A 13,063-nucleotide genomic window follows, 5' to 3' on the forward strand; every position below is an offset into this window, starting at 1 on the left:
GTTGTGAGGACTTCCATGGCGAGTAGCGCCACACCCAGCCCTAGCCACCATAATGCATGATTCGCCGTGAATTCCATCGCCACCTTCCCTGAGTACTTACGTACGCCACACGTGGTGTTCGGCAAAGGTCGCCCGTAACTTTAGACAAATTATCAATTGGGCATCGACCTGCCAACGATTATCACGCGTTATCACCCACCTACCAGTGTTTGCCGTTACTGCCGCGGCTAATTTCCGTCACAAGGCAACGCACCTGAGAGCGGGGTCAAACCTGCGGCTTTATCCTGGATAACAACCTCCGGGAAATCGACTCCCTGGGCATAACAAGAGTTAGCGATGGAGTTGACGCCGGTATCTTCGCGATCGAATTGAATCGCGACCTTTGATCCCTGTAGCCAAGCCGATTGCACTGCGAAACTAAATAAACTGGACGAAGCATTTGCTGCAAGGGCAAAGGCAGATGGAGGCTGTGGCGTACCGTTGACGATGTTTCCAAGCAAACGATTTTGTGCGACTTGCACACCATCAACGAGCACACGGTAACCCATACCCGGCGCTATACTTGAGGTGGAGTAAAACTCAACGGGAGCTCCCCCACGATTTTGCAAGAGTATTTGCGCGTGGTATAGACCACTTCTCTGTCCTAATACATCGGCAAATTGGCAGAGAACGGCGCTAGCAAACCACGGCTTAAACTTGGACTTTGGTGTTCCAGATGCTGCGCAGGCATCTCGTTCCGCTTGGGCCACGGATAGGGCCAGAGTTGGCCGTCCTATGAGGCTAGCACTGATACCAGACACCCCAACATGACCCGCTATATCTGTAGCCTTAACCCGGATACGGAACGGTTGCTCCGTCGCTAATGGGTAGTTGAAATTGTAAGTATAGATCTTGGAGCTTGACCCGCTTACTGCACTTTCAAGAGCGACTTTCGCGGGTAAAGGCAACCATGTCTCGTTGTTTGTCGTGTACTCCAAACTGATCGGAGCAATTGCGGTCAGTGGAGCTTGCGAGCTGGTTATCTGAAATTTCCCCGAGAGCGGCGCATTGGCCGCAAACGGAATAAATTGCGCGCCAGTCATCCAGGAGATGTTACTTGGTATGGTCGCTGCAAATAAGCGTATAGGGACTGTGCCCACAAGCTGCTGGTGGTTCTTAGTCACGTCTATGCTGATTAAACTGGCGTAGATCGTCTTTTCACCCTCGTAGCTCGAGGGCAACGTGAGCGATATCGTATCGGCATACGGCTGGGACCAAAGTACTTGTTTGCTTGTGTTCAGTTCCTCGATAGTGGTTGGCGTCTTTTCTGTAAATGTGACCCGCATAGTAGATGCAATGCTGGTTACAAAATCCTGCGTTAAAGCCTGACCGCTAGTCGCATCGACTAAACTGAGAGCTACTTTAATCACGCCAGGCTTGACAAAACTCACGCTGCGATCGTTCCCCGGCACGGACCCTGGCACTGTGGCATCAGTAGCTAAGGCCTTGGCCGTAAAAGCAAACTGCGGCAGATTGACGCCTACAGGTTGAATATATTCTGCGCTGTTCCCCGCCGCGTCGGTGCATTTCACATACAGAGTGAAGGGATCAACAAAATCTTTTGGTATCGCCACATCAGCAATGAGTGCCAAAGGAGTAGAAGCGCCAAGGTTGAATTTCTTGAGTAATTCTTCATCTTTCGTCAACTGAAGCTCTACCGGAAGCACCTTGGTTACATCTGAACTCCTGAGTTCACCGACCTTGCAGTTGGCCTCGTTCTTATTGGTAACCCAAGCATAAGCTGAGAGGAGACGCATGCCATCGGCCAATCGACGATTGACTACGCTTTTTGTCGCTATCATTGGCTGGGTGCTGTCTAGAGCTACTTTGGCCGTCCAGGGCGCTGGCAAATCGACACCGTCGAGCTTAAGGGCAACAGGCGGTATCGCCGTGATCGTGATGCTATACTCTCCATCAGCTGAACCATTGCTGTCCGCCAATAAGATCTCCCACGAAGCCGTGGCTCCAATCTGCTCGCTATTGGGAACAGGTTTGAGCTCGCTATTTAGGACCGGAACTTGATTACCCGAAGGACCTGTGACCTTAATGGTCGTCACAAAGCGTGAAAGAGCGTCTGTTAAAGTTTGATTGCTCGAGTTCCGGATAGTTAAATTAGTCTTAAGCGCATGCTTGACCGTGTTTGTACGAACAGCATCGCGCAGCCTCGATTCGACCGTCAATGCGATAGCGGGCGTTGCGACAGCGTTAGCAGATGAGCGCCGATTTTTCGTGATGACGGATTCGTGACCGCAAGACAGGATAAAAAATACCGATCCGAGGATCAATCGTAAATGTAAACACCAATATTTTTGCTTTTTCATGCACATAATTTCACCCCGCCATGAAGCGGCGCCTTAATTTTGATCAAAATATGATTTAACCGTCTCAAATCCACCACCACCAACGCGGAGGCGGTAGTCATAACGAATGACATTTCTGGTCACGGGCAAACCGTTACGTGGGTTTAACGCCCAATTGATAGCCGCATTTTCCGAGTGTATCGTGGTCCGGTATGGCGCTGTACTCATCACACCGCTATAAGGCGCCATATAGCCACCGTTGAGCAGAATGTTTGCATAAGAGCGCCATTGCAGATTACGCTGGGCGTAAATAAAGGCATCGACACGGTTAACTTCTATTTGGGCCCGCTCATCAGTACCCGTTGGGTCATAGTCTTGATGCAGAAGTGCGTGGGCCACGCCGTTTACGTCCTTGAGCAGCGTAGCTTTACGACCTAATGCCTCGAAGTCCGCTCGAGATATCCAAGAATACGGATCGGCACTGACGCATGTGATGCCGGCACCATTGGGACCACAAGAGTCAGCTAACTTGGTCGTGTAGTTACCAACCAGTACCTGATTCAGGGCACCCAAATAGAGTGCATCGTCTTTTCTCGCTATCGAACTCACAGCCTGTACCACAGCCTTGGCAGGATCCTCGTCAAAGGGAAAGGCGCTCTTCGTGGCAACGACATCATCGACAACATAGATGTTGTTGGCGTAAATCGTACCAATACCCGTGTAAGATCCTTTGATTACCACATCACCTTCGATGAATACTTCGCCGTTGAGCACAATGGGTTGGCCTGGTTTGGAACCATCTAGAATCAGGTTACCCTGATGGTTCCTGATCACCATGATATTGCCAAGTCTGAGTGTACCGTTCATCCGTGGTTTCAGGATGGCGGCAGTGAGCACTGGCCATTGACCGTTTTTAGGAAACATAACTAAGGGAGAATTATTGTAGTTCGGTTGCACTCCGGAGCGGGCTGTTGCCGCAAGTAAACTGGGCACGTTGTTAGTGCCGTACACCTTACCCGTCACAGTGAAGAATTTACCCGTGCTTTCGTGCGGCGTGCTCGAGAAGTTGATACCACCGAGGTCACCGTGCACAGTGATGTGACAGAAAAGACAGTCAACCGATGAGGTAAGCAGCGCCGCATTGAATACTTGAGGAGTCCACTTGGATGAGGTACCGATACCTATATTACCGGCTGGATCGACCGCTTTGATTTGTATTTCAAAACCTTTAGCCGGACGATCCCCCCAGACGAACGTGAATGAGTTTTGACCACCAGCGACTGTAGCCAATGCGGTAAACCCGTCCGATCCGGTCTGCCTGATGGAGAGAGATTGCGAACTAATCTTGTTAGCATCAGTCGCTGTCCAGTTAATCGTCACTGTTGATGTCGGTGTCAAAATCCCCTCAAGGACCGAGACTTGGATACCCGTAACTACGGGACTCAGGGTATCTCTGACGACGATGACGTCGCGTTTGTTAGACTTGGTCTGAGTCGCAATCTCTTCTGCCTGCAATGCATATGTGTATAGGCCGTCGCTACTACCTAAGGGTATGGACAGTTGTGGCACGAAGCTCGTCGCGGTGCCAGACCCGTTATTCGATACTGGTAGCGCGCTGATACGGTACTTAACCCATTCGCTCGCCTGCTGATGAATCGCCACGGTTCCGGTCTCGCGAACGGACAAGAGGTTGGCGCTTATTTTGGCAACATCTTGTGAGGTGTAGATCACCGTGGACGGCGTTGTGCTCAGCTCGAGCTGCGCTAATTGCTCAGCGGGTTCCTCAATCCACGTAAAATTTGGCGTCCCAACCGCGTCTTCAGTGTAGAGCCCGATATGCGCGGCAGCTCCGTCAATCGAAGCATCACCAATGGCGACTTGGCCAACGTTAATGATCGAGGGTTGCGCGAACAGTTCCTCGCCCCTCGCTAGAACTTTGCACCCCGGAGGCAGCACGGAAGCCTCTTGAGCATTCTTGGGCGCGAAAGCTTCGATTTCGTCACGACAGGCAATGAGTATGGTGTTGGCGCGGTTCACCCGGTAGTTGTCGTTGGCTGACCAGTAAACCTTAGAGCCCTTACCGTCCGCCGTATTCTCCATGCGTCGCAAATTGGGGACAGGTTTTTCAGCATCAACGAAAAAACTGGCAAAGGCGGTTCCTTGCCGGACTCCGTTTTTTTCCTTGAATGTGGCCTGCGCCGTTACCATGCCAGTGGATTTACTGACGTCGAGGTCACTCGTGGTAACCGGACCGTAAACGGTCGGCTCTGACCCAACTAAGTGAATCTCAACGTTCCAGTTTGCTAATGCGGCATCGGAAAGGGGGCTGTTGTTCTCGCCCAGCATAACATTAGGTAGCGCTGGTACACGCGCCTGCGCCACGACTGGGGAACCGCCAGCAACTGTAAGGCCGTAAACAAAAGTACTCAGCGCTAGTGCATCTGGCAGCTTTGCCTGAACATCGCCGGCCCTAGCCGCCGCATATTTCACGCCGCCGGCGAATTTAGCCGATTCGCCACCGCAGCTGAACTGGGTTGCGATCGTAAAACTTATAGCGAGGTAACGAGACAGCATGAAGCCTCCGTTAGCGTTACCTCTAAGGGAATCAGTGACCAATAAGGGTCCGGTATAGGGGATTATCGGCAAACTGGGCAGAAAACTTTAGGATCTCTGGCAATACCAAACTTTATTGAGACATGTCATCCAGTTACACATGCAAACGCGGGTACTTTTGCTGGAACGCTTGACTCAGCTGATTCCCTAAATCGATGAACGCTAAGACCACCGTAGTTTAGTCCACCTTAAATCCGAGCATCATCCCGGCGTGGAGGTGCTCCGAGATATGACAGTGAGCCATCCACTTGCCTGGGTTAGAGGCCTCTAGCACCAGATCCACGGTGTCACCAGGTCTCACGAGGGCCGAGTCCTTCCAGACCAAATTCTTATTTGGCTTGCGGTTGACGGCGGCGATCACAAAGCGCTGACCGTGAAAATGAATAGGATGCTGCATCGGGTGAGACGACTTGGGATCATTAAAGACACGGATCTTAACGTAGTCTCCACGCTTGAACTGCCAGTTGATGTCCATATTCGTGGCCTTAGTCTGCGTATCAATGAGCTGCCACACAATGGTCTTATCATCACTGGCACGATTCATCGCTGCCATCTCGTCCGTCCACTCGATGCCGCGATCGGCTGGAGATAAACTGGGAGCTATCATTTGGTGGCCGTGATGACCGGCGTGACCGGCATGTTCAGCTTGACCACCTTGATGTTGCCCGTGTCCCTGATGATTCATGCTTGGCATATTATGCGATGCATGAGAGCTAGATTTGTGATCTGACTGCATCGTCAAACTTATCGTCAAATATTTATCAACCTTGCCGTTTAGTTTACGTTTCACAGCCTTCAATTCAGTAATATTTGATCCCGGTGACCTTAGGTTTCCGAAATCATGTGCCAACGCCTTAGCCCTGTCAGAGCTGACTACCACCTTCCCAATAATGACCGGGGCATCGGGTTTATTATTTAGAATATCAAAGCTACCTGGCTTGCCGTAATGGACCTCGATGATGTAGCGCTCGGACGGAGCAACAATCACACTGTCAACCCACGTCTCACGCTCGTAAAGTCCGGCATCGCTGCCGACCAGTTTCATGCGTGCTCCAGGCAGCGCAAACTTGATGGTGCGCGTGCTAGCGGTATTTGTCAGGTAAAGGCGACTGACTTCCCCAACTTTAGTCTGCAGCTGAAAGTGATCCTGACCATTGATCAAAGTCACATCGCCGTAGCGCCCCATGAGCGTGTGCGTCACGCGGTCACGGTAGAAAGGGGCTGCGTCCTTAACCGATGCATCATCGATCAGAAGCGCCACTTCCTGATGAACGGGGTTGTAATGCTGGGGGTCCTTGGGTGTCACCCAAAAGTTGCCGTACATCCCCAGCCCCTGGCTGTAGTCCTCGCGGATATGTGGGTGGTACCAAAATACGCCGGCATCGGGAAACGTAAGCACGTAGTCATAAGATTCGCCCGGTGCAATCGGCTTCATCTGACCGATACCAATCACACCGTCATTGCGATAATCGAGTCTTAGTCCGTGGGGATGCAAGCTTGTCGGCACGTCAGTCAGATTCTTCAGCGTGACGCGGACAGAGCTACCCTGCTTAACACGGAGTATCGGACCTGGCACCGAGCCATTGTAGGCTAACCGCCTTGTCCATTGGCCATTGATCCGCTCTTTGACCGGTGCTGCGGTCAGAAGAAAGGTATCTCCGTCCTTAAGTTCCACGATCTGCATCGGAGTGGCTTCCGGTAGTCCCTCAGTGCTGGTAGGAAATGTGTCGCTGGTGACCGGAGAGGTAGACGCCGCAGGACTATCTTTCCCCACTACACCCTCAGCGACTGCCGGAGCTGCACCATTGACTGTGCACCCTTGAACTGCAATTACCGCCAACATAATTTGCAAACATAAGAGTTTAGGCATGACTTGTCTCCACATGGTTGCTTGGTCACCTTACCTTAATTCAATACGATGTCAGCAGCATAGCAGTTCTTCGCGATCCTAAGGGGAGATCTGCCCCGTAGATGCCTGAATCAGGTGGCTCCGGACTTAAAATAAATGCTCAGGCATTTGACAACTCACACAACTGTAAAGTCGAAAGTCACTTGCCCGTAGGGCCATGTGCCTCAAGAAAAAAAGACGAGGTATCTCAACATCCACACACGGGGCGCACAATTCACATGAAGCGATTTGCCGTCGCTTACCTGATCCCGGCACCATCAAGCGACAAGCCATTGATGGCAACTCTTTTTACACTTTGGCATCACTTAATACGCAGCAATCTACTGAGTGGACCAGAGCCTTTTCATCTATAAACAGCGCCTTATGATTTAGGCACACGCAACCCGAGCTGAACAGCGATGAACCTCAATTGCTGTGGCACACCACTTGGAGCAAGAGAACTTGCCTCGTATTTGAGAATAAGTTTACTGCTCAGTCGCACTGGATTGCCTTTCCGTTCCATTCTGTAGCCCCTACTGCCTAGACGGGAATATTTTTTATTCTTTTTTGCGGGGATAAATCACCCAATAGGCATGAAAAGGGAAGCACAGTCATGAAATGGTTACGAAAAAAGAAACGGATTTTCAGCAGTTTTCTGATGCTCTCAGCGTTACTGACAACCCCCGCATGTGTCAAAAAGAAAAACTCCACCCTGGCTACCCGCTATGATTCTGACGTCGAGCGCATTGATTTGGGACGAGGAATAAATGCGGCCACAGGTGTGATCGGTGCACCTTGCCTGATCTTTAATCCAGAAAAAGACATCATTAGGACCTATGCTGACAGCTATGATCTATATATCGATCGGTACAAAAAGCCTCCTGAAAACGCTAATCCAGCCGACCCCAAAAATAGAGTCGATCCAACCATACAGCCCGGCGATGCCATGCCTGTGAGGGTGGCGGTTCGGCCGAACCAGATCGTCTGGGTTATTAACTACATTAGGGATAGTCACGATTTCCAACGCCAATTAGAAGTTGCCGGCGCTGGAAAGTTTACCAATGGAGCATTCGCAGTTTCTGCTTCAGCTAAATTCGCACAGTCAATTAGTTTCACGAAATCGAGTGTCTACCTGTTAATTGATGTCCGCATCGCTTCGTCTAGAATAAAGCTCGAAACAAAAAATGACACCGTACGGATCGACACTGCTTTTGTGCCTCCAAACGGGGTAGAAGGTGGTGGTAAAGTTTGGACCAATACGTGTGGCGACGAAATCATAACAGAAATGACACTTGGCGCGCGTCGCTTTGTTCTGCTCGAAATCAAAGATGCATCAGATATACAAAAACAGGATATCTCGGCCCGCTTCCAAGTAAAAGCCATGACTGGACAAGGGGAAATGGGCTTCCGCCAGACCCTGTCCTCGATCTCAACCAGTTCCGCTGTCTCCGTTACCGGTTTACAGCTTGGTGGAACACTAGACCATCTAGCAACTCAGATGACACCGGATGGTTTGATTGCTGATACCGAAGCTTGGATTCGCAAGGTTCAAAATGAAATGCTTTATGTTCCAATCTCTTTTTCGAGTGAAACATGGGCAAATATTCCAAGCTTCTCCAAACTGCTCCACAGTCAAGAGATCATAACGCAGCAGGGGAAAAGACTACAGCTGGAGCAGCTGGCGCGGCCGTACGGCAAGGCTCGTGATCAGCTAGCATTTGCCAAATATGCTCTACAAAAACCTTACATGGTCACTGATACAAGAGGCGTAGGCGCTAGTGATCCGGGCGGCGTCAAACTACCTGGCCTGAATTCAGATCAGAGGCTGGAACTACAAGAGCTGATTGATAAATTGGAAAATTACATATTGCTTATAGAAAAGTTTGCTGCCGATTGCACTTTGGACGAGACCAAATGTTTAGACGAGTCGCTGATCGTCGGATTGGCAGATGCTCCGGACACTTTGGAATTCGTCCGTTATAAAACTTTCGTCAAACTCAAGAAGGAATTAGAAGTCAACAAGCTACTTGCTGGGCTGAAGTTATTGCCACCACCGGAGCTGAAAAACCATTCACTTTGCCGCGATCTCGGTCTCACTCCTGTTTACAAAGTATGTGAGGACAAATCCATCCCCACGAAGTACAAGAGCGCACCTCACAAAAATTGCGGGATTAAGACAGTCAAAACCGAACGCGCTGCGCGATGCGGTGTAGAGCGTTGGAAGTCGCAGCACGATTGCGGCGTTTGCGGTCGCTCTTGGGGCTGGAATAACGCTACATCTTGCAAATCCTGCGAAAGCTCCAAATTCGGTCCTGATGTTTTTAAAGAGTGCGCTCTCTTGGACGGGAATGGCAATGCCATCGTGGAAGAGTATACGACGTGTATCGATCCCGCAAATGGAACTCAAGAGTATGGACAAAGCAGGCATCCAGGATGCGAAGTCGAATCTGAGCCCCGTTGCGTCATCGTGGCTGAACCTGACGGCAAGCTGAGGCCAATTAGGGAAGAAGATTACTATAAGTAGTCTGGCTGATGAGGGCGGGGGTGAACCAGGAACATTGTCTGAATTAGCCCCCGCCCTATATCATAACAATGCAATCACGACGGTCCAGCAGACGACCGCGGATTCAACTGGTAGGAAGCTTTATGCGTGTGTTTTTGCTTTTAAGCATGGCGATCTTAGGATTTGGTTGCCGTATCAATCAAAACAAGTCTGAGGTGAAAAATAACGCTAGTGTGTTCGATTACCACATCGGGCAAGCCATCAACGCGACGACTGGGGCTCCAGCCAACAACTGTCTGGCCGAGCTAGAAATTGGCGGCTACAGTGTCTCAACAGGCGAAACGCCCCTGGCCATTTTTCCGCGCGCTCGTTTACTACGAGGTCAACGCGACCTAGCCGACTTCCTCGTCAATGACTCAGCGACACGAATGAATCTCGTCGATATTGTGGCCAGTGCTGGCGGCTATAACCCGCGACCAGGCGGTGAGATAGCTCTCCTCTCAAAGCTACCGATATCTGAGCATACACCCGTAGCAGCGATTTCATTTTCTGAGTCGCGAAAGCTAAGAAGTGTAAGAACTGCTCGTCTAGCTCAACAGTACCTCAATCTGTTAAACGAAGGAAAATATGAGGATTTCCTCAAACAGTGTGGCACGGGCCTTGTCGCTGCTGAAGAAGAGGGTACCTACTTTCTCGCTTTCACTGTACTAGACATCTGGCATCAGGCAACGACAACGGTCGAGAATGCTAGTTCTACTGCATTCAAGAATCTTGAAATGGTTACAAACTCAGCGGGCGACGCTGAGACTTTATTCAAGAACTTCGACCGCTACATCGGCATGGTAGAGACCGACAAACGTCAGTCTGTTGTCATCTATTTCACGAAAGGCAAAAGACCGACGACCGTATCAGGAGCACTCTCTGGCGCAGATATTTATCAAGAGTGGAAGAAATTCATGGCTGCTCGGGATGCCGTTTGGCGGGAGCCGCGTCAGAAAATTCCAACAACTACTTTTAGGGCGGACACAGATATCGCTCATAATTTAATCGGTCAGCACATCAGCACCATCAAGGGTAAAATCCGTCAAGGACCAGCTATTGAGTCAGTCATTGCTGTACCAAACGATCACTCGGACAAAGTCTTTCATCGCTCCTTTGCTGACTACGACAGCATGGGGCTGATCCCGATGTTTGAGAACCTGAAGCCAATTCTGAGCAAACGCAAATACTTCCTGCAGGCCGCAGCTAACGCCCTTATGGCGGCAACGGGTGCTGAGAGAGTATTTGTATTCGCTCAGAGCAATCCGTACCAGTTTCCAGCTCTCGCCACGCCTGAAGCTCAGGCTCTGATGGCGAAGAATCAAACAGACCTAGCTATTTTGAAAGAAAGAATCACCGCAGCTTACAGGCTGTGTATGGAACATTACAACGACAAGGATTGTAACGAAGAAACTCTGCAGCCAATCTTAGCGGCCATAACAGAAATTCAAAAACCAAAGCCGACGGATCCTATCGAACTAGGTGAATGGGAATTCTGTCCGCCGGCTGAGTTCAAGGTCAAGGCTGAGCCACCATGCGCTCCCGCCACTTATCAAACTTGCCGTCACAAAGATTTCGGCCCAGAATTGTATAACTCCCGGAGGGATTCCATCTGTGGGGGAGAAACTTTCAACTCTCAGCATGATTGCGACAGGTGTGGTCCAGGTGGCTGGGTCGCTAGAGCCCGCGGCTGCAACAAGTGTGCGCATACCGATTTCGGCATTGAGACTCCCAAGGAATGTCGGCATCCCGACTTCGGTGTCGAACTGGATAACTGGGGTACCGGCCCAGTTTGTGGCCCAGCTACTTACCACGCTTGTTCTGACCCTTCATTTGGCGTCGCCCGGCGTCAAATCTGCCCAAGAGCCAAATTTTAAAACAAACTCGGAGTTTCGCTATGAAACATTATCTTAAACGGCTTTAACTTAGCTACCTTCTACCTATAAGTCTGGCATTATCATCAAGCGCGCCGATGGTGTCATGTAGGCAGGCGGCAAAAAGTACTACAAAAGCGGATATCGCGGCCTACAAATTTTCGACAATTGGCGCCTCTGTCAACCTACTTAATGGCGAGGTAGGCCAGAACTGTCTGGATCTTCCATTCGACAGAATTAAGACCGAAAAAGTAGTGAAACCTTGGCGGCTCAACATTGCAAGAGTAGGCACTCATAAAGATCTTCTTGAGCTTTTAGAAACTGGAAAGGGACACCTCTTGTCTGGTGCTCAAGCTAGTAGGTACGTCGATACCGCGTCGCGACGCGCCAAGGAAATTGGCTCCGTCTCGCTACACCCGACTCATGAGTGGGCGCTCATTAGTCTCACAGGTGGACCGAGCTCCAAATATTTCGCACCAGCGGGTCATCTGAACAGTAAGTTTGAGTCACAAACTAATTGGAAAGTATTTCGCGCAATGTGTGGCGATGGTTATGTCTCGCAGGCGCAACAAGGCCACTTCGTCCATCTGTTAGTTGGCGTGAATGTCGAAGACGCGGCCAACCGCATGGCTGTAAGGGAATCACTTAAAGCTCTGAACAACGCCGAAGAATATTCCGACGATGGCGTCACCAAGCTCACCCACCAGCTAGAGGGCTTCAGTGATTCCTATCCGGTAACAATCAGGATAATTGACAGCTCCCGGGAGATATCGAGTGAGAATCTGGGCGCCAAGGACATCAAGGGTTTATTGAAAGGCACTATAGATACTGCGGATTATGATAACGGCAAAATCGGGATTATTTCGGTCCAGGCTTACGAAAAATCCACAGTACCCCCAGACGATTTACAAAAAATGGCTGCTGAAGTTTTGACCGATCTGCAATCTAAGTATCTAAACATACTCGACACTCGTGATCTTGTGACCTACATGGTCCGTGACTCGGAACGATATCGGCAGGATGATGCTCTTGCGAAAGCCAAATCGATCTTCGCGGAGTTTTCGTCCAAGTTCGACAAGCTGGCAGAGGTTCACTCCAATTGTGCATCACTCGAGACGACCTGTACACGTTCTGAGATTGGAACTTACGATCTAAGCGAAGTAGGATCAATCAGGCCAGAACGCAAGCAACTGAAGCGTTCCGACAAGTGTAGACCTGAGCGATACAACCTTGGTTACGGCGAAGTCTGTCGGGATAAGGCTCCGACTGTTTACAGGCTGACTGAATCTTCAGCTTGCACTGTGAGACTCCACAAGCTTGGAAGCTCGATCAACTGTGGAATCAGAACTTACAAACTAGCTCCTAATCCCAACTGCGGTCTCGAGGCTGATGCCAGAAAAGGCTTCAAGTCGTGTCGCCTCGCTGAGAATGGCATTGAAGAATTCTACGAATGCCGCGACAAAAGTCATGGCGTCGAGTCCTACTTCGAATGCCGTCACCCCTCCCATGGGAGTGAACCCCAATCGTGCCGCGATGAGGCGTTCGGCGTCGAACTTTACGAGGCCTGCTTGCAGTAGTGGACCGGCAGGCCCCGCAATCCAACGAGGCAAAACTCCTGTGAGGTGAGTAGCCACTCTGCAACTGTTTTTATTCCTTGACTTTACGTCATCAGCTCAATATGCCCCCGTCACCGCCGTGCTTTAAATTATGCACTGGCACTACCTCAACGCCTCAAAGTAAGGGATAAAAAATTGAAAACTATAACCTTTTTATCGTTTATATTTGTCTGTGGTTTGGGTGTTTCTGG

At 50.3% G+C, this 13,063-nt stretch carries 6 protein-coding genes; 3 read left to right on the top strand and 3 right to left on the bottom strand.

Annotated features, from left to right (window positions below; genetic code table 11):
• Positions 1–227: 227 nt before the first annotated feature.
• From FJ146_17605 to FJ146_17615, 3 genes are all read right to left on the bottom strand, one after another.
• Positions 228–2,360, bottom strand: a complete 2,133-nt coding sequence (locus FJ146_17605; protein ID MBM4253786.1) for a hypothetical protein — start codon at positions 2,358–2,360, stop codon at positions 228–230.
• Between the two features lie 33 nt (positions 2,361–2,393).
• A complete protein-coding gene (locus FJ146_17610) occupies positions 2,394–4,913 on the bottom strand; it encodes a hypothetical protein (protein ID MBM4253787.1) in 2,520 nt (839 codons plus the stop codon).
• Between the two features lie 217 nt (positions 4,914–5,130).
• Entirely contained in the window at positions 5,131–6,837 is a 1,707-nt protein-coding gene (locus tag FJ146_17615) for a multicopper oxidase family protein (GenBank protein MBM4253788.1), read from the bottom strand.
• A gap of 616 nt (positions 6,838–7,453) precedes the next feature.
• On the opposite strand from FJ146_17615, the gene FJ146_17620 reads away from it, so the two are divergent.
• From FJ146_17620 to FJ146_17630, 3 genes are all read left to right on the top strand, one after another.
• On the top strand, positions 7,454–9,364 hold the full coding sequence (locus FJ146_17620; GenBank protein ID MBM4253789.1) for a hypothetical protein: 1,911 nt from the start codon (positions 7,454–7,456) through the stop codon (positions 9,362–9,364).
• Positions 9,365–9,486: 122 nt separating this feature from the next.
• The gene (locus FJ146_17625) at positions 9,487–11,259 is read left to right on the top strand and encodes a hypothetical protein (protein MBM4253790.1); all 1,773 of its coding nucleotides are present in this window, start codon (positions 9,487–9,489) and stop codon (positions 11,257–11,259) included.
• A gap of 95 nt (positions 11,260–11,354) precedes the next feature.
• The gene (locus tag FJ146_17630) at positions 11,355–12,833 is read left to right on the top strand and encodes a hypothetical protein (GenBank protein ID MBM4253791.1); all 1,479 of its coding nucleotides are present in this window, start codon (positions 11,355–11,357) and stop codon (positions 12,831–12,833) included.
• The last annotated feature ends 230 nt before the right edge of the window (positions 12,834–13,063 follow it).

The organism is Deltaproteobacteria bacterium (assembly GCA_016874735.1).
Classification (GTDB): Bacteria; Bdellovibrionota_B; Oligoflexia; order Oligoflexales; family CAIYRB01; genus CAIYRB01.